This window comes from Marilutibacter aestuarii (genome assembly GCF_006546775.1).
Lineage (GTDB): Bacteria > Pseudomonadota > Gammaproteobacteria > Xanthomonadales > Xanthomonadaceae > Marilutibacter > Marilutibacter aestuarii.
In genome coordinates, this window is record NZ_VICE01000086.1 from 1 (window position 1) to 23513 (window position 23513).

At 70.2% G+C, this 23513-nt stretch carries 22 protein-coding genes and 2 pseudogenes; 5 read left to right on the forward strand and 19 right to left on the reverse strand.

Annotated features, from left to right (window positions below):
* From FKV25_RS16240 to FKV25_RS09170, 3 genes and pseudogenes are all read left to right on the forward strand, one after another.
* Positions 1-236 (forward strand): annotated as a pseudogene (locus tag FKV25_RS16240) (hypothetical protein); the annotation flags it as partial.
* Complete coding sequence (locus FKV25_RS09165) at positions 233-832, forward strand: IMPACT family protein (RefSeq protein WP_141518497.1); 600 nt, start codon at positions 233-235, stop codon at positions 830-832. The pseudogene FKV25_RS16240 and the gene FKV25_RS09165, both read left to right, overlap by 4 nt.
* A complete protein-coding gene (locus FKV25_RS09170) occupies positions 825-2618 on the forward strand; it encodes an ABC transporter transmembrane domain-containing protein (RefSeq protein ID WP_141518498.1) in 1794 nt (597 codons plus the stop codon). The genes FKV25_RS09165 and FKV25_RS09170 overlap by 8 nt, the downstream gene beginning before the upstream one ends.
* Positions 2619-2751: 133 nt before the next feature.
* On the opposite strand, the gene FKV25_RS09175 is transcribed toward FKV25_RS09170, so the two are convergent.
* Both FKV25_RS09175 and FKV25_RS09180 read right to left on the reverse strand, forming a co-directional pair.
* Complete coding sequence (locus tag FKV25_RS09175) at positions 2752-3885, reverse strand: fatty acid desaturase family protein (RefSeq protein WP_141518516.1); 1134 nt, start codon at positions 3883-3885, stop codon at positions 2752-2754.
* Between the two features lie 17 nt (positions 3886-3902).
* Positions 3903-5009: a ferredoxin reductase gene (locus tag FKV25_RS09180; protein ID WP_141518499.1), complete on the reverse strand. Its 1107-nt coding sequence runs from the start codon at positions 5007-5009 to the stop codon at positions 3903-3905.
* A gap of 131 nt (positions 5010-5140) precedes the next feature.
* Between FKV25_RS09180 and fabR the strand changes: the two genes are divergently transcribed.
* The gene (gene fabR, locus FKV25_RS09185; protein ID WP_141518517.1) at positions 5141-5800 is read left to right on the forward strand and encodes an HTH-type transcriptional repressor FabR; all 660 of its coding nucleotides are present in this window, start codon (positions 5141-5143) and stop codon (positions 5798-5800) included.
* Between the two features lie 18 nt (positions 5801-5818).
* Here fabR and FKV25_RS09190 read toward each other — a convergent pair whose 3' ends face one another.
* From FKV25_RS09190 to FKV25_RS09230, 9 genes are all read right to left on the reverse strand, one after another.
* On the reverse strand, positions 5819-7441 hold the full coding sequence (locus FKV25_RS09190; RefSeq protein WP_141518500.1) for an acyl-CoA dehydrogenase family protein: 1623 nt from the start codon (positions 7439-7441) through the stop codon (positions 5819-5821).
* Positions 7442-7643: 202 nt separating this feature from the next.
* On the reverse strand, positions 7644-7856 hold the full coding sequence (locus FKV25_RS09195) for a cold-shock protein (RefSeq protein ID WP_141518518.1): 213 nt from the start codon (positions 7854-7856) through the stop codon (positions 7644-7646).
* 107 nt (positions 7857-7963) lie between these two features.
* Complete coding sequence (locus FKV25_RS09200) at positions 7964-8731, reverse strand: S-methyl-5'-thioinosine phosphorylase (protein ID WP_141518501.1); 768 nt, start codon at positions 8729-8731, stop codon at positions 7964-7966.
* Positions 8728-9285, reverse strand: coding sequence for a hypoxanthine-guanine phosphoribosyltransferase (locus tag FKV25_RS09205; RefSeq protein ID WP_141518502.1), 558 nt, complete (start codon positions 9283-9285; stop codon positions 8728-8730). The genes FKV25_RS09200 and FKV25_RS09205 overlap by 4 nt, the downstream gene beginning before the upstream one ends.
* On the reverse strand, positions 9285-10280 hold the full coding sequence (gene nagZ / locus FKV25_RS09210; protein ID WP_141518503.1) for a beta-N-acetylhexosaminidase: 996 nt from the start codon (positions 10278-10280) through the stop codon (positions 9285-9287). Before nagZ ends, FKV25_RS09205 begins: the two co-directional genes overlap by 1 nt.
* A 13-nt stretch (positions 10281-10293) precedes the next feature.
* Positions 10294-10824 (reverse strand): CYTH domain-containing protein, encoded by a 531-nt coding sequence (locus tag FKV25_RS09215; protein ID WP_141518504.1) that lies wholly within the window; start codon positions 10822-10824, stop codon positions 10294-10296.
* Positions 10825-10833: 9 nt separating this feature from the next.
* Entirely contained in the window at positions 10834-12171 is a 1338-nt protein-coding gene (rlmD, locus tag FKV25_RS09220) for a 23S rRNA (uracil(1939)-C(5))-methyltransferase RlmD (RefSeq protein WP_246072030.1), read from the reverse strand.
* 140 nt (positions 12172-12311) lie between these two features.
* Positions 12312-12941, reverse strand: a complete 630-nt coding sequence (locus tag FKV25_RS09225) for a YdbL family probable chaperone protein (protein WP_246072031.1) — start codon at positions 12939-12941, stop codon at positions 12312-12314.
* Between the two features lie 28 nt (positions 12942-12969).
* Positions 12970-14994 carry a hypothetical protein gene (locus FKV25_RS09230; RefSeq protein ID WP_141518507.1) on the reverse strand — a complete coding sequence of 675 codons (2025 nt, stop codon included), beginning with the start codon at positions 14992-14994 and terminating at the stop codon, positions 12970-12972.
* Between the two features lie 72 nt (positions 14995-15066).
* On the opposite strand from FKV25_RS09230, the gene FKV25_RS09235 reads away from it, so the two are divergent.
* Positions 15067-15792, forward strand: a complete 726-nt coding sequence (locus FKV25_RS09235) for a response regulator (protein ID WP_141518508.1) — start codon at positions 15067-15069, stop codon at positions 15790-15792.
* Here the strand turns inward: FKV25_RS09235 and recO are convergent.
* From recO to FKV25_RS16245, 8 genes and pseudogenes are all read right to left on the reverse strand, one after another.
* Positions 15777-16544: a DNA repair protein RecO gene (recO, locus tag FKV25_RS09240; RefSeq protein ID WP_141518509.1), complete on the reverse strand. Its 768-nt coding sequence runs from the start codon at positions 16542-16544 to the stop codon at positions 15777-15779. The genes FKV25_RS09235 and recO overlap by 16 nt on opposite strands.
* 24 nt (positions 16545-16568) lie before the next feature.
* Positions 16569-17477: a GTPase Era gene (gene era / locus FKV25_RS09245; RefSeq protein WP_141518510.1), complete on the reverse strand. Its 909-nt coding sequence runs from the start codon at positions 17475-17477 to the stop codon at positions 16569-16571.
* Positions 17478-17563: 86 nt separating this feature from the next.
* Complete coding sequence (rnc, locus tag FKV25_RS09250) at positions 17564-18238, reverse strand: ribonuclease III (RefSeq protein ID WP_141518511.1); 675 nt, start codon at positions 18236-18238, stop codon at positions 17564-17566.
* A complete protein-coding gene (locus FKV25_RS09255) occupies positions 18231-18611 on the reverse strand; it encodes a DUF4845 domain-containing protein (protein ID WP_141518512.1) in 381 nt (126 codons plus the stop codon). Before FKV25_RS09255 ends, rnc begins: the two co-directional genes overlap by 8 nt.
* Before the next feature lie 55 nt (positions 18612-18666).
* Positions 18667-19458, reverse strand: a complete 792-nt coding sequence (gene lepB, locus FKV25_RS09260) for a signal peptidase I (protein ID WP_141518513.1) — start codon at positions 19456-19458, stop codon at positions 18667-18669.
* 185 nt (positions 19459-19643) lie between these two features.
* Positions 19644-21437 carry a translation elongation factor 4 gene (gene lepA, locus FKV25_RS09265; protein WP_141518514.1) on the reverse strand — a complete coding sequence of 598 codons (1794 nt, stop codon included), beginning with the start codon at positions 21435-21437 and terminating at the stop codon, positions 19644-19646.
* A gap of 161 nt (positions 21438-21598) precedes the next feature.
* Complete coding sequence (locus tag FKV25_RS09270) at positions 21599-23116, reverse strand: DegQ family serine endoprotease (RefSeq protein WP_141518515.1); 1518 nt, start codon at positions 23114-23116, stop codon at positions 21599-21601.
* Between the two features lie 72 nt (positions 23117-23188).
* Positions 23189-23513, reverse strand: a pseudogene (locus tag FKV25_RS16245) (hypothetical protein); the annotation flags it as partial.

A 23513-nucleotide genomic window follows, 5' to 3' on the forward strand; every position in this document is an offset into this window, starting at 1 on the left:
ATGTCGTCGCGATGCCCGAACCCGCTTCGCCCGGGGCGCTTGCTGCACTCCCGGTGCAAGCCGATGCCGCGCTCGACCCGACCGACTGGCTGGAGCGGATCCGCGCCCGCAAGGCCGCCGGCGACCTCGAGTCCGCGCGCGCGAGCCTGGCGCTTCTGCGGGCAGAGCGGCCCTACCTGCAGGTACCCGACGACCTCGCCGACCTGCTCCCCGCACCTCCCGACCCGGCGCCATGAACCTGGACACGCTCGCCGCGCGCGCCGAGCATGCCATCGAGGTCAAGCACAGCCGGTTCCTCGCCCAGGCCGCTCCGGTCGACAGCCCGGAGGCCGCCATGGCGTTCTTCGCCGAGGTCGGCGACGCGGCCGCGACGCACAACTGCTGGGCCTATCGCATCGACGGCCAGTACCGGTTCAACGACGACGGCGAACCGGCCAGCACGGCCGGGCGGCCCATCCTCGCCGCCATCGAGGGCCAGGGCTTCGATCGTGTCGCCGTCGTCGTCACCCGCTGGTATGGCGGCATCAAGCTCGGCGCGGGCGGCCTGGTGCGCGCGTACGGCGGCTGCGCGGCCGAGTGCCTGCGCACCGCCCCCCGCCAGCCCCTGGTGGCCATGGCCCTGCTGCACCTGTCCTACCCGTTCGAAGACACCGGCGCGATCCATGCCCTGCTCGCGCAACACCCCGCCGAGAAGCTCGAGGAACGTTTCACCGCCGAGGGCGTCCACATGCGCCTGCGGCTGCCTGCCGACGACGTCGCCCCCTTGAAAACCCGCCTTCGCGACGCCACCCGTGACCGGGTATGCCTCAAGGATGTCGAGCTCGATGACTGACCCCGCGCCGGCGACGGCCCTGCCCCCGGCCGATGGCCCGCCACCGAAGGCGCCCGTCGGGCAACTTCGCACGCTCTGGCCATTCGTCCGCCGACACCGTGGCCTCTTCATCGCCTGGCTGTTGGCGCTCGCGGCCTCCTCCACGGCCACCCTGAGCCTGCCTGTCGCGTTCCGGACGATGATCGACCAGGGCTTCGCGGCGGGCGGCGGCGGCGCGATCGACCGCGCCTTCCTCTTGCTGTTCGTGGTCGCGATCGCCCTGGCGCTGGCAACGGCGGCACGCTTTTTCTTCGTTTCGATGCTGGGCGAACGCGTGGTCGCCGACCTGCGCCGGCAACTCTACGGCCACCTGATCGGCCTGGATGCCGGCTTCCACGATGCCAATCGCAGTGGCGAACTGGTCTCGCGGCTCACGGCCGATGCCGAGTTGCTGCGTGGCGTCGTCGCGACGAGCATGTCGGTGGCGCTCCGCAGCTCGGTCACCTTCCTGGGCAGCATCGCGATGCTGTTCGTGACCAGTCCGCGGCTGGCGGCCTTCGCCCTGGTCGGCATCCCGCTCGCGGTGCTGCCCATCGTACTGGGCGGTCGTCGCCTGCAGAAGATCTCGCGATCGGCGCAGGACCGCATCGCCGATGCCAACGCACTCGCCAACGAAACCCTCGGCGCGGTTGCCACCGTCCAGGCGCATGCCCGAGAGCCCTATGAGCGCGGCCGCTTCGGCGAAGCCATCGACACCGCCGTGGCCACCGCCCGCCGCCGGATCCAGGCCCAGGCCTGGGTGACCGCCATTGCGATATCCCTGGTCTTCGGCGCCATCACCCTGGTGCTGTGGTCGGGCGCGCACGACGTGGTGGCCGGACGCATGACCCCCGGGACACTTGGCCAGTTCGTGCTCTACGCGCTGATCGGCGGCGGCTCGGTGGGCGCACTCGCCGAAGTCTGGAACGAACTGCAGCGTGCGGCGGGCGGCATGGGCCGCATCAGCGAACTGCTCAACGTCGACAACGGCATCCTCGTGCCGCCGCAGCCGGCGTCCATGCCGGTCCCCGTGCAGGGCGCCATCGCCTTCGAGGACGTCACCTTCCACTATCCGGCACGGCCCGACCTGCCGGCACTGGACGGCTTCGACCTGCGCGTGCGGCCAGGCGAGACGGTCGCGCTGGTGGGTCCCTCCGGGGCGGGCAAGAGCACGGTGCTGTCGCTGTTGCTGCGCTTCCACGACCCCGACCGCGGCACTGTCCGGGTCGACGGCATCGACATCGCCCGGCTCGACCCCGCGCAGCTGCGCGAGGCCGTCGCGCTGGTGCCCCAGCAGCCGACCATCTTCGCCACCAGCGCGCGAGAGAACATCCGCTACGGACGCCTGCAGGCCAGCGATGCCGAGATCGACGCCGCGGTCCAGGCGGCCCACGCACGCGAGTTCCTCCAGTCCCTGCCCGAGGGCCTGGAGACGCAACTGGGCGAACGCGGGGCCCGTCTTTCGGGCGGACAGCAGCAACGCATCGCGATCGCGCGGGCGCTGCTCAAGGACGCCCCGATCCTGCTGCTCGACGAAGCCACCAGCGCCCTCGACGCGCAGAGCGAGCGCTCGGTGCAGCAGGCGCTGGAGACCCTGATGGAAGGCCGGACGACCCTGGTCATCGCCCATCGCCTGGCGACCGTGCTCAAGGCCGACCGCATCGTGGTCATGGACAAGGGCCGCATCGTCGCCGAAGGCACCCATGCCGAGTTGCTCGCCCAGGACGGCCTTTACGCCGAGCTGGCGAAGCTGCAGTTCCTCGACTGAGGGCAAGCGGCCGCCCACTTGCGAGTGGTCGCTGCCAGCCCTCGCGGGGACCCGTCCGATCCCGTTCCCAACGCAAGCGGCCCGGCGATTGCCGGGCCGTCGCGGGATTCCTGGCGCTGTGCGCTGCCCCGCCTCAGGCGCCGGCTTCGCTCCGCACCAGCGGCTTGGCGCGGCGCGGCCGGCTCGGGAAGGCGTGGCGCAGGATCCGCCAGGTCACCTGGCCGAACTGCCGGGGCAGCGAACCGGTGTTGTAGTGCTGCCCGTAGCGGGCGCAGATCTCGCGCACCTCGACCGCCATCTCCGAATACCGGTTGGCCGGGATGTCCGGGTAGAAGTGGTGCTCGATCTGGTGGCTGAGGTTGCCCGACATGACGTCGATCAGGAAGCCACCGGAGATGTTGGACGAGCCGCGCAGCTGGCGCAGGTACCAGTGGCCGCGCGACTCGTTCTTGATGACGTCGCGCGGGAAGGTCTCCACGTCGGTGGTGAAGTGCCCGCAGAAGATGATCACGTAGGTCCAGACATTGCGCAGCAGGTTCGCCACCACGTTGCCCAGCAGCACGGGCAGGAAGAACGGTCCGGCCAGCAAGGGGAACAGCACGTAGTCCTTGAGCACCTGGCGGCCCATCTTGCGGCCGACGGGACGGAACTTGCGGTACATCTGCTTCGCGCTCACCTTGCCCTGCAGCCAGCGACCCAGCTTCAGGTCCTGGATCGCCACGCCCCATTCGAAGAGCAGCGCGAAGATCGGCGCGATGATCGGCTGCAGCAGGAAGAACGGCGACCACTTCTGCTCCGGGAAGATCCGCAGCAGGCCATAGCCGATGTCGTCGTCCAGGCCGCGGACATTGGTGTAGGTGTGGTGGCGGAAGTTGTGCGTCTTGCGCCAGGCTTCGGCGGTGCCGGCGATGTCCCACTCGTAGGTGCGCCCATTGAGCTGGGGATCGCCCATCCAGTCGTACTGGCCATGGATGACGTTGTGGCCGAGCTCCATGTTCTCCAGGATCTTCGACAGCGCCAGCAGCAGCACGCCGGCGATCCAGGCCGGGACCAGCACGCCATGCACGAAGGCGCCCAGGAACAGCAGGCCACGCCCGGCGACCTCGGTATAGCGCACGGCCTTGACCACGTTGCGGATGTAACGGGCATCGCGCGCGCCGAGGCTGGCGACGGTACGCGCGCGCAGCGCGTCGAGTTCGTTGCCGAAGGCCTCCAGTTCTGCGGGGGCCAGGGCGCGGTTCTTCTTGCGGGGCGTCGGGGTGCGCATGCGCTGGGAAGTCTCCATCAAAGATCGATCGACAGGTCGGTGGCGGCGCCGTGGATGCACAGCTTCAGGGCCTGGGACGGTTCGTGCACGAGCGCGCCGCTGGGCAGGTGGCGGACGCTGCCCGAGGCCTGCCCGCAGGCGCAGGTGTTGCAAAGGCCCATGCGGCAGCCCGAGGCCGGTTTGATGCCCTGCGCTTCGAGCGCCACCAGCAAGGGCTGGCCACGCGGGACCTTGAGTACGCGGCCGCTGCGGTTGAGGGTCAGTTCGACCTCGCCTTCGTCTAGCACCGGGGCTTCGGGCAAGGTGAAGGCCTCGGCCTGGAAGTCGCGCACGCGACCCTCCAGCAGGCCGCGCGCGGATTCGACGAAACCTCCGGGCCCGCAGGCCATGACCCGACGGTTCTCGAGGCCGTCGACCAGTCGCGTCAGCAGGGCCTCGTCGATGCGTCCCGCGTGTTCGTCGGCCGCGTGGGCCGCTTCGCCGGTCAGCACCAGGTGCAGGGTGAATCCGGCATGCGCCGCGGCCAGTGCCCGCAGTTCGTCGACGAAGCAGAATTCGTCGCGGCGGCGCGACCAGTAGACCAGGGTCAGCGGGACGGGCATGCCGTCCGCGGCCAGGGCACGGACCATTGCCATCAGCGGCGTGATACCGCTGCCGCCGGCCAGGAACAGCCACTCGCCTTCGGGGCGCCTGGGCAGCGTCATGTCGCCGAACGCCGGACCCAGTTCGAAGATTTCCCCCGTCTCCACCGCATTGCACAGGCGCGGGCTGACCTTGCCGCCCGGCATGGCCTTGACGGTGATCGCCAGCAGGCCGTCCGCGCGCGGCGGCTGCGACAGGCTGTAGCTGCGGGTGACCCGGGCGCCCTCCACCTCGATGCCGAGGTTGACATGCTGGCCGGCGCGGAACCCCTGCCAGTGGCGGTTCGGCCGCAGCAGCAGGGTCACCGCGTCGCTCGACTCGCGCTCGCGTCCCACCAGCTGGGCCAGCGGCCGCTCCCAGGTCCACAGGCGATTGACCCGGGATGCCCAGAAGTCGAAGACGGCCGGCGCGACGAAGGGCCGCAGCCAGTGGCGCAGGCCGGCGGGACGGCGGGAGCGGGAGGGGCGGACGCGAGCATTCATGGGAGTACTATACCAATGTGCGGACGCATGTATATACACCTGTATATTAATTACAGGACTATGATGCCCCCTGCCCTGCCACCATTCAGACGCGTCATACTCGAACCGTGACCACCGTCCCCACCCCAGCCATTCCCGCGGCCACCGCCGACGAGCACGGCCCCGGCCGCAAGCCGAGCATCTCGCGCGAGGACATCCTCGCCGCCGCGCTGAAGCTGGTCGGACCGCATCGCAGCGTCTCGTCGCTTAGCCTGCGCGAGGTGGCCCGCGAAGCCGGCATCGCGCCCAACAGCTTCTATCGGCAGTTCCGCGACATGGACGAGCTGGCCGTGGCGCTGATCGACCTGGCCGGCCGCTCGCTGCGCCAGATCATCGGTGAGGCCCGGCAGCGGGTCGCCGGCGGCAACCGCAGCGTCATCCGCAGCTCGGTGGAGGCGTTCATGGAGCAGCTCCGCGCCGACGACAAGCTGCTGCACGTGCTGCTCCGCGAGGGCACGGTGGGCTCGGACGCCTTCAAACAGGCGGTGGACCGCGAACTCGAATTCTTCGAAGAGGAACTGCGGCTGGACCTGATCCGCCTCGCGCGACTCGACCACGCCACCCTGCACGAGCCCGCGCTGGCGGCCAAGGCGATCACCCGCCTGGTGTTCGCGGTGGGCGGCACGGCCATGGACCTGCCGCGGGAAAAAGACCCGGAACTGGTCAACCAGCTTTCGACGATGGTGCGCATGATCGTCACCGGCGCGCGCAGCCTGCGTCCCGATGAGTCGACGCGTCCGGGCCGCCCCTGAGCAAACCGGAGGCGCCGCTCAGTCCGCCGGCAGCGCCCGTTCGATGGCGCGGCCGAAAACGATCCCGTCGGCCAGCGTGCCCAGCGCCTGCGCGTGCGGCGATGCGAGGCGGCTGGCGATGAAGTCCCCGGCCAGGGGGCTGTCGGCCTGGCACAGGGCCGAGGCCTGCAGCGCGAGGGCCAGGCACTCGACGAGGCTGCGCGCCGAGGCCTCGCCGGCACGCGCCAGGCGCGCATCCAGCGCATCCATGAACGCTGCCGGCAGGCCGGATGCAAGCGCCAGCTCGCGCCGCAGGACGTCCAGGCAGGCAGGCGCCTTGTCCAGCGCGCGGAGCACGTCCAGGCACTGGATGTTGCCGCTGCCCTCCCAGATGGAGTTCAGCGGCGCCTGCCGGTAGAGGCGCGGCAGGATCGATTCCTCGACATACCCCGCCCCGCCCAGGCATTCCTGCGCTTCGTTGACGAAGGCGGGCGCGCGCTTGCAGATCCAGTACTTGCCGATCGCCGTCGCCACCCGCGCGAACGCGGCCTCGTCGGGATCGCGGCTGGCGGCATCCACCGCGCGGGCGACCCGCATCGACAGCGCCAGCGCCGCTTCGGCCTCGATGGCCAGGTCGGCGAGCACGTTCTGCATGAGCGCATGCTCGGCCAGGCGCTTGCCGAACGCGTGGCGATGCCGCGCGTGGTGGATCGCCTCGGCCAGCGCCATGCGCATTTCCGCAGAGGAACCCAACATGCAGTCCAGGCGCGTGAGCATCACCATCTGCAGGATCGTCGGCACCCCGCGCCCCTCCTCGCCGACGCGATGGGCCCAGGCACCGTCGAACTCGACCTCCGACGACGCGTTCGACCAGTCGCCCAGCTTGTCCTTGAGGCGCATCAGCCGCAACGCATTGCGCGTGCCGTCTGGCCGCCACCGCGGCAGCAGGAAGCAGCTCAGCCCTGCGGGCGCCTGCGCGAGCACCAGGAAGCCGTCCGACATCGGCGCGGAGAAGAACCACTTGTGCCCGATCAGGGCGTAAGCGTCTCCCTCCAGCGGACGGGCCACGGTCGCATTGGCGCGCACGTCGCTGCCGCCCTGCTTTTCGGTCATGCCCATGCCCAGCGTGAGCCCGGCCTTCTCCGGGGCCGGCACGTCGCGCGGGTCGTAGTGCGGGGCGGCCGCCCGCGTGGCCCAGTCGCGCAGCGCCGGCACGCCCTGCAACACCGGCACTGCGGCGTGGGTCATCGTCAACGGGCAACTGCTGCCCGGCTCGACCTGGTGGTGCAGGTAGCTCAGTGCCGCACGCGCCACGTGCGCGCCGGGCCGCGGTTCGTGCCAGGACAGGCCGGCGACGCCGTGTTCGATCGCGGCGCCCATGATGGCGTGGTAGTTGGGGTGGAACTCGACGCGGTCGATCCGATGGCCGAAGCGGTCGTGGGTGCGCAGGCGGGGCCGATCGCGATGGGCATCGAATCCCAGCGCATGCAGTTCGCCCCCCGCCAGGGCCCCGTAGCGGGCGACCTCGTCCTCCCAGGCCCCGGCGCCTTCCCTTGCCAGGGCCTCGCGAAGCGCGGCGTCGTCTCGCCACAGGTCGCGCGGCGCGAACGCCGGCGGCTGGTTGTCGACGCGATGCGTCGCGAATGGCGGCAATGCGTCCATGGCGGCCTCCTTCCGGGGGAGCCTCCGATTCTAGGCTCGGCGGACGCGAGGGTGGGACCTGTCGCGTGGCAAACCCGAGAGCGTGTCGGGGCCCGCCGCGCATTGGCAGCGGCGGCGTGCCGGCTTCGAACCGCCTCGGGGCGAAGCGACACAAAAAAGCCCCGCGAGGCGGGGCTTCAAGATATCGATGTGCAGGCGGCGATCAGCCTTCGCTGGCGACGCCGACTTCGGACGCCTGCGCGCCCTTTGGTCCCTGGGTCAGCTGGTAGCTGACGCGCTGGCCTTCCTGGAGACTGCGAAAGCCCTTTGCATTGATGGCGGAGAAATGCACGAACACGTCCGCGCTGCCATCTTCTGGTGAGATGAAGCCAAATCCCTTGGCGTCGTTGAACCACTTGACGGTACCGTACTGCATGTCCTTGATGACCTCATGCTGGATGCGATGGGCGCGACGGCGCGCAGGCGCGTCCGACGCAGGCCCGAGTATGCAAACTGAACGCACGCTTGACAACTGCTGGCGGCTCAGTTGTCCGCAACCGCCCCTATCAGATCCGCCAGCCCCGCGGAGGCCGCCGCGACGTTGTCCAGCACGTCCTGCAGGGTGATCACTTCATCCGGATCAGGACCCGCGCCGGCCGCCCAGTTGGCGACCACGGCCAGGCAGGCGTATTCCAGTCCCAGCTCGCGCGCCAGGCCCGCCTCGGGCATGCCGGTCATGCCGACGAGGTCGCAGCCGTCGCGGCGCAGGCGCGCGATCTCCGCGCGCGTCTCCAGGCGCGGGCCCTGCGTGGCGGCGTAGCAGCCGCCCTCGACGAGGTCGACGCCAGCGGCACGGGCCGCCGCGAGCACGGCCTGGCGCAGGCTGCGGGAATAGGGCTCGCCGAAATCCACGTGCAGGACTTCGCCGCCGGAGTCGATCCAGGGCTCGCCCTCGCACAGCGTCGAGATTCGGCCCCAGGTGTAGTCGATGAGCTGGTCGGGGCACGCCAGCACGCGCGGACCGAAGCGCTCGGTGATGCCGCCGACGGTGTTGAGCGCCAGCACGCGCGTCGCGCCCAGGAGCTGCAGCGCCGCGAGGTTGGCGCGGTAGTTGACCAGGTGCGGCGGCACCGAATGGCCTTCGCCATGCCGGGCGAGGAACGCGACCCGACGTCCGCCCAGGCGACCGACCCGGACCGGCCCCGATGGCGCGCCGTAGCGGGTCTCGACGACGTGGGTCTCCACGTCCTCCAGGCGCGCCAGCGCATAAACGCCGGTGCCGCCGATGACGGCCAGGTCGATGCCGCTCATGCGCCGTCCTTCAGGGCGTGGATGTCGGGCAGGTTGCGACCCTGCTCGTGGAAGTCCATGCCGTAGCCGAACACGTAGCGGTCGGGCACGTGGACGCCGATGTAATCGGCATGGACGCCCTCCACGCAACGGTCGTGCTGCTTCACCGCGAGAACGGCGACGCGGACGTCACGGGCGCCCTGCTCCTGGCACCATTCGATGATGCCGGCCAGGGTGTGGCCCTCGTCGAGGATGTCGTCGGCCAGCAGCACCCGACGGCCGGCCAGCGGCGTCGCCGGCCGGTGCTTCCAGACCAGGTCGCTGCCGCGCGTGTCGCCGCGGTAGCGGGTCGCGTGCAGGTAGTCGAATTCCAGGTCCAGGCCACGCGCACCCACTTCCATCGCCAGGCGGGCGGCGAACGGCAGTCCGCCATGCATGACCGTCAGGTAGACCGGTGCCTCCTCGTAGTCGCGACGGATCTCGTCCGCCATGCGCGCCATCGCCTGCTCGAGCGCCGCCTGCTCGACAACGACGTCGGCGTTGTCCAGCGCCCAGCCAAGATCATGTCCACTCATCAAACCAGACCCTCCAGTTTCCTGCGGCTTTCGTTGTAGCGACCGTCGGCCAGCAGGCTTTCCCAGTCGCGGGTGCCGCGACCGAGAAGGCGCTCGACCGGTCGTGGGTCGAGGCGCCGGTCGCGCACGGCGACCAGGGCATCCTCGACCAGCTCGGGGTGGCACACCAGCACCGCGTCGCACCCCGCATCCAGGTGCGCGTCCACCCGCGCGCCGACGCCGCCGGCGCTGTCGGCGGCCTTCATGCCGATGTCGTCGCTGAAGACCACGCCAGCGAAGGCCATGTCGCCGCGCAGGATGTCGCCGATCCAGCGTGGCGAGTACCCCGCCGGCTCCGGCGCCACCGCCGGGTAGGTCACGTGCGCCATCATCACCGCGTCGGCGCCGGCCTCGATCCCGGCCGCGAACGGCACCAGGTCTCGTGCCTGCAGGACCTCGAGCGCGCGCGGGTCGGTGGCCATCTCGAAGTGCGTGTCCTCGAGGACGGAACCGTGTCCAGGGAAATGCTTGAGCGTGGCGGCCATGCCGGCACTGTGCATGCCGCGCACGTAGGCGCGGGTGAACGCAGCCACGACGGCGGGCGTGTCGGAAAACGCGCGATTGCCGATCGCGCGGTTGCCCCAGCCCAGGTCGACCACCGGGGCGAAGCTCAGGTCCACGCCGCTGGCGCGGATCTCGCTGGCCATGAGCCACGCGTGGTCTTCGGCCAGCGCCAGCGCGGCAGCGGGGTCGAGCGCATGGCGCCGGCTGAAGCCCTCCAGTGCCGGCAGCGCGCTGTAGCCGTCACGGAAGCGCTGGACGCGTCCGCCTTCCTGGTCCACGCAGACCAGCTGCGGGCGCGGCGCGGCCTCGCGGATGGCCGCGGACAGGTCGGCGACCTGTTCGCGCGAAGCGAAGTTGCGGCCGAACAGCACCACGCCCGCGCAGGCGTCGTGTTGCAGCCACTCGCGCTCGTGGACTTCGAGGCGGGTCCCGGCGATGCCGATCAGCAGCATGTGGGGCGCTCCGTCATGGGGCGGTCCCGGCGCGCTCGTCCGCGGTCCACTGCGAGTACGGGCGCGAGGCCAGGGCCAGGTTGTAGTAGCGGACGGCGTGGGTCACTTCCTCGCCCAGCCAGTCCGGGCGGTCGAAGGCCTCGTCGGCATCGTCGAGTTCGATCTCGGCGACGACCAGCCCGGCGTTCTCGCCGAGGAACTCGTCGACTTCCCACTCGCGCGTGCCGGCGGCGATGCGGTGGCGGCGCTTCTCGATGCGCCCGCCCACGCACAGCGCCAGCAGGTCGCGGGCGTCGGCCACCGGAATGGCGTAGTCGAACTCCTGCCGGGTGTGGCCGAGCTCGCGCGACTTGATGTTGAGGAAGGCGGCGTCGCCGGCGATGCGCACCCGCACCGAAGCCTTCATCGCCGCGTCGGCGCCGTCGACGGACGCCATGGCCGCCAGGTCGTTGAGGTACCCCTGCGCCATCGTCTCCACCTGGTGCGCCTGCGTCCGCCAGGCGTCGCCGCGGACCAGGAACTTGCGTTCGATCTCGATGCCCATGCCCGCTCCTCAGCCCGGTTCGAACAGTGCGATGGATTCGACGTGGGCGGTGTGCGGGAACATGTCCATCACCCCGGCCGCCTGCAGCTTCCAGCCCTTCTCGTTGACCAGGTAACCGGCGTCGCGCGCCAGCGAGGCCGGATGGCAACTGACGTAGACGATGCGCTTGAACTGCTTGAGCGGCAATACCGACAACACGAAGTCGGCGCCCGAGCGCGGCGGGTCGAGCAGCAGCTTGTCGAAGCCTTCGCGCATCCACGGTTCGGCCGACAGGTCCTTGGCGAGGTCGGCGGCGTAGAAACGCGCGTTCCCCAGGCCGTTGTGGGTGGCGTTCTCACGGGCGCGCTGGACCAGGCCCGCCTCGCCCTCCACGCCCACGACCTCGCGCACGCGGCGCGCCAGCGGCAGGGTGAAGTTGCCGAGGCCGGCGAACAGGTCGAGCACGCGCTCGTCGGCACCCGGCTCGAGCAGGTCGAACGCGTGGTGGATCATCTTGCGGTTCAGGCCGGCGTTGACCTGGATGAAGTCCAGGGGCCGGAACTTCAGCTCGATGCCCCAGTCCTCGAGGTGGAACGACAGCGGGACTTCATCCGGATACAGCGGATGGACGCTGTCGACGCCGCCAGGCTGCAGGAAGATGGCGAAATCGTGCGCCTTGGCGAAGGCCACCAGCGCGGCGCGGTCGGCCTCGCCCAGGGGCGAGAGGTGGCGGAAGGTCAATGCGACGGCGGCGTCGCCGGCAATGAACTCGATCTGCGGGATGTCCCGGCGCGCTTCGAGGCCATCGACCAGGGCCGAGAGCGCTCCCAGCCGCTCGCCGATCTGCGGGATCACCGTGTGGCACTCGCGCAGGTCGGCGACGAAGCGCGGATCGGTCTCGCGGAAGCCGACCAGGGTCTTGTCCTTCTTTTCGACCCGGCGGACCGACAGGCGGCCCTTGCGGCGATAGCCCCAGGCCGCATCGGTGAGCGGCGGCAGCCAGCGCGCGGGCGCGACGTGGCCGATGCGCTCCAGGTTCTCGGCCAGCACGCGCTGCTTGGCGAGGATCTGCCGGTCCTCGGCGTAGTGCTGGAGCGCGCAGCCCCCGCAGGTGCCGAAGTGCGGGCAGCGCGGCGACACGCGCTCCGGCGCGGCCTCCAGTACCGAGTCGGTGCGCGCTTCGTCGAAGCTGCGATGGCGGCGGGTCTGCACCGCCATCACCCGTTCGCCGGGCAGTGCGCCGGCAATGAAGACCGCCTTGCCGCCGCCCTCCGGATGGCGCGGATCGGGGCGGCGCGCCACGCCGCGACCGTCGTGGGTCAGGTCGGTGATGACGGCTTCGAAGGGGGTCTGGTCGATTCGGGCCACGGGCTGGCTACAGGCTCGCTGGGGGCGGAGCCGCCCATTGTCGCAGATGACGCCGGGCGCGAGGCAGACCGGCCGGGCCGGAACGCAGACGGCCCGCGGGTGCGGGCCGTCGCCTTGCATGCCGTGCGGGCCGGATGGGCCTACTTCTGCTTCCAGCTGCCGCCGCTCTGGTACCACCAGCCCTTGCGGGCGCTGGCGATCCACTGGCGCGCGAACACGTCGCGGATCTGCGACTCCCACTCGGGATGGCCATTGGCGACCGCGACTTCCCGGTAGACGGCCTTGCGGTCGCGGTTGTCGTCGGCGACCGCCTGGTTGATCGCGACGCGGTCCTTGAGCGGCAACTTCCCGGCGTCGCGCACCACGATCATGCCGTCGGCCGCGAAGCCCAGCGCGCCGGCGTCGAAGCCCGCGCGCAGCTGCGACTCGAAGCGCGACGCCATGCGTGACTGGATCGCCTGGATCGCGGGCGTCTTGATGGTGATGTCCGGCTGGCCCTGCGCATGGGCGCTACCCACGCCAGCCAGCGCCCACCAGTCGATGCGCGAGGCCAGCGCAAGCGCCGATGCGGCGTTGCCCGGCTGCAGCGAAGCACCCGGCGAAGTGCCCTCCCCGGCCTCGTCGGCCGGCACGGCCGCGTCGTCGCCGATCACCTTCTCGACGAACTCCTGCGCGGCCTCCCGCGCCTCGGCCGCGGGGAAATACACGTTGATCGTCACGCATGCCGTGAGCATCACGGCGGCCACGGGCAGTCCCATCCAACGACGCATTCTCATCTCTCCTGCTCTTGCACGAAGTTCATTCGACCACCGGCGCTACATCGCCACTGCCGATGGCCGCGAGGCGTTCAACCAGTGTCGGCCAGTCTACACGGCGGTTGAAACCGACCACCGTGAGGTGCGGGACCCAGGCGCCGTCGACGATAATAAAGCCACGACCGGCTGAACCCAGGCCGTCCATGGTGCAGACTTCGTCGGCGAGGACGCAGGCGATGCCGATCCGCGAGTAGCGGAAGTCGTCGAACAGGCCGATCAGCTGCCCCTGCAGGCTGCCCATGAACGATGCGTCGCCGACGCTGGACAGGTCCTGCACCGCGCGCTGGCTGATCCGCTGGCGGACGCCGCGTTCGCGCTCGGTATGCAGTTCGGCGTCGAAGGCCACCGGCGTCCAGTTGACCAGGCGCAGCCTGTCGATGCTTCCATGCAGGCGACCGCTGATGCTGCCGAAGCCGAACACGCCGGTCAGCGCCTCGAGGTCCAGGCCGACCATGCCGATGTCGGCCGACAGGGTCGGCGCGACGCCGAACGGCCGCTCCATCGACAGCGATGAGACCTCGACTTCGCCGTCGAACAGCCGCATCACCAGGCCCCCGTCGAAATCCAGGCGGTCGTCGGCATAGTGCGCCATCGGGATGCGCCCGCCCAGGCGGCCGGTGAAGGGTGGCCAGTCGAGGGCCGTGCTGAGCGCGGCGACGTCGAGGTCTTCCAGCGCGAGGCCGAAACGGACGTCGAGCCCCGAGGTCGCACCCGGCGGCTGGATGCGCACGTCGTCGAGGACGACCTGTCCCCCGAGCATCGCCAGGGGGATCGCCTCGCGGCTGCGCAGGCTGCCGCCGCCACTGGCGAAGGGCAGCCGCGCCGGCCCGAAGCCAAGGCCGTAGAGCGTGCCCGAATCCCACTGCAACTCGCTGTCCACCGGGCTGGCGCTGGAGAACGCGAGGTCGCCGCGCAGGCCCTGGAAGCCGAAACGCTGGCGCGGATCGACGACGCTCACGCCCTCCAGGATGAGGTCAGCATGCTCGAGCTGGCCCGCCTCGATGCCCAGGCCCAGGGCGGCGCGGCCGCCCAGTTGCAGCTCGGCCAGGCCGGCGACGCCGAGCCAGCCGCTGAGATAGTCCGCGCCGAGAGCGCCCAGGTCGGTACTGCGCATCTGGAGTTGCAGGGCCTGGAGGCCGGCATCCGCCGCCAGGCGCGCCCGCCCACGGGCCTGGAGCCTGTCACCGTCCTGCCAGTCGAGTCGCGAAAAGTCCCAGCCGCCGTCGGGGGCTTTGCGTGCTTCGCCCGACAGCGCGACATTGCGGGAGCCCAGCGAGACGTAGGTCGTACCGAACAGCAGCTCGCCGCCAAGCAGGTCGCCCTCGACCGCGATCACCGGCATCGACCCGAGGCTGGCACCGATGCCGAGGCGTGCGCCCAGGCCCTCCGCGGCGATGCGTCCGTCCGGCGTATCCACCGCCAGGCCCTCCACCTCGAGCCGGGCATCGACCTGCAGCGGCCGGTCGCCCGCGGCGTCGACCAGGACCTGCCCGGTCATGCGTCCGGCGCCGAAGCGTCCGTCTGCCCAGGCCTGGCTGGCGAGTGCCTGGGCCCATTGCACCGGCACGCGGGCCAGGTCGATGCGCGTGAGGTCGGGGCTGGCCGCGTCGCGGTCGAGTGCGAGTCGCGCGTCGCCGCGGACCAGTCCGGCCTGCGTGGACGCCGCGTCCAGTGCGAGCGAGAGGCGCGCCGAGCCAGTATCCGCCGCGGTCACCTCGCCCGCGCAGGACCACGCCTCGCCGTCGCGGCGCAACGGGCAGGACCAGTCCAGGCCGGAGAAGCGGTAACCCAGGTCGGGCGCCCGCGCCGTGCGCGCACGCACGCGCAGGTGGCCACCGGCCTCGCCGGGGGACCAGGCCAGGCGCACCTCCACGTCCTCCAGGATGGCCACCGGTGTCTCCACCCGCGCCACCCGCAATTCCGCGGCCCGCGCCTCTGCACGCCCCGGCAGCGCGAGGGCCACCAGTCCACAGGCACCGGCAAACAGGCTTACTATCCACGTGGACATGGCACGCAGCATACCGGCACGCGCGAGGGGGGTGAACGGCCGGACGCGGGATTCCAGGGAGACGATCACGACATGGACACGCCATTGCGCATCCTCCTCGTCGAGGATGACCCGACCTCGTCGCGCTTCATCGCCGCGGCACTGCAGGCCCTGCCCGCCCAGGTCGACCTCGCCGAATCGCAGGCCTCCGCGATCGAACTCGCCCTGGCGACCGGCCACGACCTGTGGCTGGTCGATGCGCGGCTGCCCGACGGCGACGGCATCGCCCTGCTCCACGCGCTGCGGGCGCGGGGCCTGACCACGCGCGCGCTCGCCCACACCGCCTCGCTCGATCGCCACGACCACGACGCGCTGCTGGCCGCGGGCTTCCGCAAGGTGCTGTGCAAGCCGCTCGCGGGCGCCGAGCTCCGCGCGGCGGTTCATTGCGCGCTCGGACTTCGCGAACCGCGCCCGCCAGCGCACGCGTCGCCCGCCGCGGCAGCAACGCACGCCCCGCTCTGGGATGACGACGCCGCCCTGCGCGCCCTCAACGGCAACCACGCGCATGTCGCGCAGTTGCGCGGTCTGTTCGTGGCCGAGCTGGAGGACACGGGCGCGGCGCTGATGGCGCATTGGCGCGACGACGACCTGGAGTGCCTGGAAGCCGGATTGCATCGCCTGCGTGCCAGCTGTGGTTTCGTCGGGGCTGTGCGCCTGGGGGCCGCGGTGGCGGCATGGCAGGCGGCACCTCGGGAAGTGGAACCGCGCTCGAGTTTCGAGCGCGCCCTGCGCGACACCCTGGCTCAGCCGCCCGGCTGAACCGTCTCCTGCGATGGGCTGCCGGCACCGGGCATCAGCCGCGCGAGCGAACCCAGCATCTCCCAGGACTTCAGTCCCCGCGGGCCGAGGTGGTGCGCCAGCACGGCGCGCATGGCCCGGCGCAGGGCGGCCATGTCCTCGGCCTCGGGTTCGCGGTCCGCCGCCAGCGCCAGCAGCGCGCGTCCAGTCGCGGCCTCGCTGCGATCGGCCTGGCCGCGGTCCATCAGCAGGCGACGCGGCCCGTGCTCGGGGTCGAGGCGGTAGCGCGCGGCCGGATCGATCGGCGCGCCGTCGCCATCGCAATGCCATTCGAAGCCGACGCCGAGCGCATCGAGCAGGTCGCGTTCGTACCGGCGCAGGGTCCAGGCCAGCGCGTCGCCCGCGCGAAGGCGCTCGCGGGCGGTGGCATAGGCCACGAACAGCTCAGGCTGCTGCACCTGCCGCGGCGCCAGGCGCAAGGTCAACTCGTTGAGGTAGAACGCGCCCAGGCTGGCCTCGCCCGCCAGCCGCGGCGCCACGTCGACCGCCTCGGCGGCGACCAGGCGCGCCAGTTCGCCGCGCCAGAGCGCATCGAAGCGGATGAACTGGAGCGGTTGCAGCGCTGCACGCAGGGGATGCCGCTTGGCGCCCTGCACGCCGCGCGCGAGCAGGCCGACACGGCCGTGCCCGGCGCTGAGCACTTCGACCAGCAGGCTGGTCTCGCGCCAAGGCCGCGCATGCAGCACGAAACCGGGTTCCGCGCTCAGGCGCATGGCCGCGCCGCCCGCAGGCAGGCCCTAGTCGTGGTAGCCGAAGGCACGCAGCGCGGCCTCGTCGTCGGACCAGCCTTGACGCACGCGGACCCAGGTTTCCAGGAAGACCTTCGCGCCGAACAGGCGCTCCATGTGCTGGCGCGCCTTGGAGCCGATCTCGCGCAGGCGCTCGCCGCCCTTGCCGATCACGATGGCCTTCTGGCCGTCGCGTTCGACCCAGATCACCGCGCCGATGCGCAGCAGCGCCCCGTCGACTTCGAACTTCTCGATCTCCACCGTCGTCGCGTACGGCAACTCGTTGCCGAGCTGGCGCATCAGCTGTTCGCGGACCATCTCGCCGGCGAGGAAGCGCTGGCTCTTGTCGGTGATCTCGTCCTCGCCATAGATCGCCGGCTGCTCGGGCACCAGCTTGAGCAGGGTCTCGACCAGGGCTTCAAGCCCATTGCGCTTGAGCGCGGAGATCGGGTGGACGCCCGCGAAGTCGCGACCCTCGCTCACTTTGGCCAGGTAGGGCAGCAGTGCGGTCTTGTCCTTCAGCCGGTCGACCTGGTTGACGATCAGCACCACCGGCAGGCCGGCGTTGCTCAGCGCCTCGTAGGCGAAGGCATCGGCCTCGTCCCAGCGCCCGGCCTGGACGACCAGCGCCGCGACGTCGACGCCTTCCAGGGCGCCGCGCGCGGCGCGGTTCATCATCCGGTGCATGGCCGACGCGGTCGACTTGCCCTGGTCCCGGTGCAGGCCCGGCGTGTCGACCAGCACCAGCTGGCCGGCCTCGAAGCTGGCGATGCCGAGCAGCCGGTGGCGGGTGGTCTGCGGGCGGTTGGAGACGATGCTGACCTTCGCGCCCACGAGGGCGTTGGTCAGGGTGGATTTGCCGACATTCGGCCGACCGATGACAGCAACGTGTCCGGCCCGGAAAGGAGGGGTGCTCATGCGGTGATTGTCCGCCTGTGCCGGCATCGGGGCAAACCCCGCGTGCCGTGGGGCACGACGGATCCGGCCGCGCGCCCGCGGCGGGCTCAGCCGGGCTTGCCGCGCGGGGTTTCGATCCGCTCGAGCGCGAGCTCGGCGGCGGCCTGTTCGGCCGCCCGCCGAGACGTCCCCGCGCCCTCGGCGCGCAGGGGCGGTTCGGCAAGCTCGCAGCTCACGTGGAAGGTCTTGGCATGCTCTTCGCCGCTTTCCGACAGCAGCGCGTAGACGGGCAGTGGCTTCTGGCGGCCCTGCAACCACTCCTGCAGCCGCGTCTTGGCGTCCTTTCCGACCTTGTGCGGCGGCGGCATCGCCGCCATCGCCGGTTCAAACCAGGGCAGCACGGTCAACCGGCAGGTCTCGAAGCCGGCATCCAGGTAGATCGCGGCCACGATCGCCTCCACCACGTCGGCCAGGATCGAGTCGCGGCGGTGCCCGCCGGATTTCATTTCGCCCGGCCCCAGGGTGAGTCGGGCCCCCAGGTCCAGGCTCCGCGCGATGGCGGCCAGCGAGGATTCGCGCACCAATTCGGCGCGCGCGCGCGTCAGCGCGCCCTCGTCGACCTGCGGCCAGCGCTGGAACAGGGCCTCGGCGATGATCAGGTTGACCAGCGCGTCGCCGAGGAACTCCAGGCGCTCGTAGTGCGGCGCACCGGCGCTGCGGTGGGTCAGCGCCTGCTGGAGCAGCTCGGGACGGGTGAATCGGTGGGAAACGCAGTCACTCAATGGAGCCGCCGCGTCCCATCACCTGGCTCGCGGAGAAGTTGCCCACCACGTCCAGGTTGCCGATCAGCGGCTTGCGCACCTCATACTCGACGTCGACGATGTAGCCGGCGTCCTTGCGCGCGATCTTGAAGTCGTCCTTTTCCACGCTTTCAACGTAGCTTACGTCCATGCGCTTGAAGAACAGTTCACGGATCTTCGCCGGATCGGCGTTGCGCACCGCGATATCGGTGCTCATTTCAGAAAGTGCCCGCTTGACCGCGTAATACTCGGTGTACATCGGGACCAGCTTCATGCCCATGTAAATGAACACACCGACCACCCCCAGGACGATGATGAAGCTGGCGAGGGTCATGCCACCTTGCGTGCGTTTCATGCTCGAACTCCCCTATATGACTTGAATGTGGCCAGGTGGCCGGCGAACTCCGCCCCTACTGGATGCTGCTGCCGATCCTGGACGTATCGATGCCCCCATCGATGTTCATCCAGATCAGGAACGCTTTCCCCCGCAGATTTTCCTCCGGAAGGAAGTGCGTCTGCCAGAAGCGGCTGTCCTCGCTATTATCACGATTGTCGCCCATGACGAAATAGTGCCCCGTTGGCACTTCCCACTCGCCGTCGCCCTGGTCGGGGAACGGCAACGCGATCCGCTCGAGCACCCGGTGCCGGCGGCCCTCCAGATTCTCCTCCAGCTCCTCGGCCCCTGTCATCTCGCGGCCGCTCCCCTTCCCCTCGTAGATGCCGATCGGCTGGTAGGGCAAGGGGGCACCGTTGATGAACACGGTGTTGTTGCGGTACGCCACGGTGTCGCCCGGCAACCCGACGACGCGCTTGATCCAGTCCTGGTCGGGGTGGTGCGGCGGCCGGAAGACCACGACATCGCCGCGCCTGGGCTCGCCGATCGACACCACCTTCTTGTTGGTGATGGGCAGGCGCAGGCCGTAGGTGAACTTGTTGACCAGGATGAAATCACCGGTCAACAGGGTCGGCATCATGGAGTTGGAGGGGATGCGGAACGGTTCGGCGACGAAGCTGCGCAGGATCAGTACCACCAGCAGCACGGGGAAGAACGCCTTGGAATAGTCGACGTACCAGGGCTCGCTGCCGTCGTCGAGCAGGCTTTCCCGGGCTGCCCGGTACTTGGCGAGATAGAGCTTGTCGAGAAGCCAGACCAGCCCGGTGACGAGGGTGAGTGCCACCAGGGCGATTTCAAACCAACGCATGTGCGCTCCTTGGATAGAGCCGGGAAGTCGGCCCCGAGATCGGCGAGGGCCGGCAAGCCCCGCCTCCCGGCGAGTCTGCCTGCCCTGCCCCCCGTACGGACCCGCCGTTGGTCACGGTAGTTCCCCCGGGCGGCCGCGAAAAGCGCCTGCCTTCGCCGCCGTTGTTCGAGTCCTTCGTCCCCGCCTTATTTGTTGTCAGTCTGCAAGACCGCCAGGAAGGCTTCCTGCGGGATTTCCACGCTACCGACCTGCTTCATCCGCTTCTTGCCGGCCTTCTGCTTCTCCAGCAGCTTCTTCTTGCGGCTGATGTCGCCACCGTAGCACTTCGCCAGCACGTTCTTGCGCATCGCCTTGACCGTGGTGCGGGCGATGACCTGCGAGCCGATGGCGGCCTGGATGGCGACGTCGAACATCTGCCGCGGGATCAGTTCCTTCATCCGCTCGCACAGGTCGCGGCCCCGGCGGTCGGCATGGCTGCGGTGGCAGATCACGCTCAGCGCATCGACCTTGTCGCCGTTGATGAGGATGTCGACGCGCACGAAGGGGCCGGGCTCGAAGCGCAGGAAGTGGTAGTCCAGCGACGCATAGCCGCGGCTGACGGACTTGAGCCGGTCGAAGAAGTCCAGCACCACTTCGGCCATCGGCAGCTCGTAGCTGATCTGCACCTGGCTGGCCATGTACGTGATCCCGATCTGGCTGCCGCGCTTTTCCTCGCACAGGGTGATGATCCCGCCGATGTAGTCCGGCGGAGTCAGGATGTTGGCGCGGATCAACGGCTCGCGGACTTCCTCGACCTGGTTCACCGGCGGCAGCTTGGCCGGGTTGTCCATGGGGATGATGCTGCCGTCGGTCTTGAGGACTTCGTAGACCACGGTCGGCGCGGTGCTGATCAGGTTGAGGTCGTACTCGCGCTCCAGGCGCTCCTGCACGATCTCCATGTGCAGCATGCCCAGGAAGCCGCAGCGGAAACCGAAGCCCATCGCCTCGGAGCTCTCGGGCTCGAAGCGCATCGCGGCATCGTTCAGGCGCAGCTTCTCGAGCGCTTCGCGCAGGTCGGGGTAGTCCTCCGCGTCCACCGGGAACAGGCCGGCGAACACGCGCGGTTGCATCTCCTGGAAGCCCGGCAGCGGCTTGGGCGCCGGATCCGCGGTCAGCGTGAGCGTGTCGCCCACCGGCGCGCCGTGCACGTCCTTGATGCTGGCGTTGACCCAGCCCACCTCGCCCGCGCCGAGCCGGGCCAGTTCCTTGCGCTTGGGTGTGAACACGCCCACGTTGTCGACCTGGTGGCTGCGACCGGTCGACATCACCGTCAGCTTGTCGCCGGGCTTGATCTCGCCCTGCATGATGCGCACCAGCATGACGACGCCGAGGTAGTTGTCGAACCAGGAGTCGATGATCAGCGCCTGCAGCTTGTCGGTGTCGCGCGGTTTCGGCGGCGGAATGCGGTGGACGATCGCCTCCAGCACGTCCTCGACGTTCAGGCCGGTCTTGGCGCTGACCGCGACCGCGTCCTCGGCGTCGATGCCGATGACCGCTTCGATCTCGGCCTTGGCCTTCTCGATGTCGGCCGTGGGCAGGTCGATCTTGTTGAGCACCGGCACGACTTCCAGGCCCTGCTCCACCGCCGTGTAGCAGTTGGCGACCGACTGCGCCTCGACGCCCTGGGCGGCGTCGACCACCAGCAGCGCGCCCTCGCAGGCGGCCAGCGAACGGCTGACCTCGTAGCTGAAGTCGACGTGGCCAGGGGTGTCGATGAAGTTCAGGAAATAGGTCTGGCCGTCGCGGGCGGTGTAAGGCAGCGACACGGATTGCGACTTGATCGTGATCCCGCGCTCGCGCTCGATCGGATTGTTGTCGAGCACCTGGGCTTCCATCTCGCGCGCCGTCAGGCCCCCGCACAACTGGATGATGCGGTCGGCGAGCGTCGACTTGCCGTGGTCGACGTGGGCGATGATGGAGAAGTTTCTGATCTGCTGCATGCGGGGCTTCGAGGCCGCGGAAAGCGGCTCTACGGGAATCCAGGGGTTAACGGGGCATTATCGCACACCGCCCCGCCCCCTGGCCGTCGCCCCGCGCCGGCGCAGCCGCGCGGGTTCACGGACCCGCCGGCCCACCGGCGCCGCCGATGGGCCGGCCAGGCTCAGCCTTTTTCGGGCGTCACCGCCACGAACTGGGTAGCCCCGCCGCGGCGGACCAGCAGCATGACCGTATCGCCCTCGCCGACGCCCTCGAGCTCGGCGTCGAGCTCCCGGGGGTCGCCGACCGACTCGCGGCCCACGGCCAGGATGACGTCGCCGGGCTGGATGCCGCTCGCCCGGGCCGCTTCGTCCACGCCGGTCACCACCACGCCCTCGTCGGCCTCCAGGCCCGCGCGCTGGCGCTGGGCGTCGGTCAGCGGCCTGACCTGCAGCCCGAGTGCATTGCCGGCGGCGCCCTGGTCCCGCGCATCGTCGCGGTCGCCGCGCGCGGGCGCCGCCGCCACCGCATCGCCATCGAGGGCGTCGAGCACCACGGTAACGTCGCGCGGCTTGCCCTCGCGCAGCACGGTCAGCTTCACGCGTGTCCCCGGCGCCTTGGCGCCGATGAGGGGCGGCAGGTCGGCGGAAGTGTTCACCGGCCGGCCGTCGACCGACTGGATCACGTCCATGCGCTCGATCCCGGCCTTCTCGGCCGCACTGCCCGGGCTGACCACCGACACCAGTGCGCCGCTGGCACTGCCGATGCCAAGCGCGTCGGCCTGTTCGGCGGTGATGGCCTGCACCTGCACGCCCAGCAGGCCGCGGCTGACCTTGCCGGTGGCCTTGAGCTGGTCGGCGGCGTTCATCGCCAGGTCGATCGGGATGGCGAAGCTCACGCCCATGTAACCGCCGGAGTTGGAGAAGATCTGCGAGTTGATGCCGATCACTTCGCCGCTGGTGTTGAGCAGCGGGCCGCCGGAGTTGCCGCGGTTGATCGCGACGTCGCTCTGGATGAAGGGCACGTACTGCTGGCCGGAATACGGGTTGCTGCGGCCGACCGCGCTGACGATGCCGGCGGTGACCGAGTGGTCGAGGCCGAATGGCGATCCGATCGCGACCGCCCACTGCCCCGGACGGGTGTTGCCGGCATTGGCCATCCGCAGGAAAGGCAGGCCCTTGGCATCGATCTTGAGGACGGCGACGTCGTACTGCTCGTCGCTGCCGACCACCCTGGCCTCGAACTCGCGCCGGTCCGACAGGCTGACGGTCACCGTGTCCGCGCCGTCGACCACATGGTGGTTGGTCAGCAGGTAGCCGTCGTCGGAAATCAGGAAGCCGGTGCCCAGCGAGGTACCGCCCCCACGCGGACCGCGCGGCCCGGACGGCGGGAACTGGTCGCCGAAGAACCGGCGGAAGAACTCCGGGATCTCGGCGTCGTCGGGCATCTGCCCCCGGGCGTTGCGCTGGGGCGTGATCTCGGCGCGGATGCTGACCACGGCCGGTCCGACGCGTTCCACCAGGCGGGTGAAGTCAGGCAGTCCCGAGACGAGCGGCGGGGCCGGGGTATTGGAAGGCGGCGGCGCGATGGACGTCGTCGGCGTGGCCTGCGCGGCATCGGCGGGCGGCTGCGCGGTGCAGGCCACCGGCAGAGCGGCGGCGATGAGTCCGGACAAAGCAAGGGCGCGAAGCGGTCGGTTCATGGAATCGGCCTCGAGTGTGGGAGGAAGTCAGGGCGCCCGGGACGGTTCGCTGCCCCGGGCGGGGCTGTACGGTCAGTGCGGCCTGGGGACGCCGGGGTCCGGCAAGGCCTGTTCGGGGACGGGGTCGCCCGACGGCGCATCCTGGACCGGGGGCTGCTGCAAACGGGGTTCGAACGGGTAGAACGACGGCGACGGCGACGCGCCGGTGTCGTAACCGACCGCATAGCCTTCGCGGGCGCCATAGCCAGGCAGCACCGCGCGGGGCCAGGGTCGCGACTGCACCTGCGTCTCGGCGGACACGGCGTGTGGGTTGAAGGGATTGGCCACCGGGGCGGCGTCACTCGCGACCAGGGCCTGCGTGGCGGTGCTCGCGGACGGCGTGGCCGCGCGAGACATG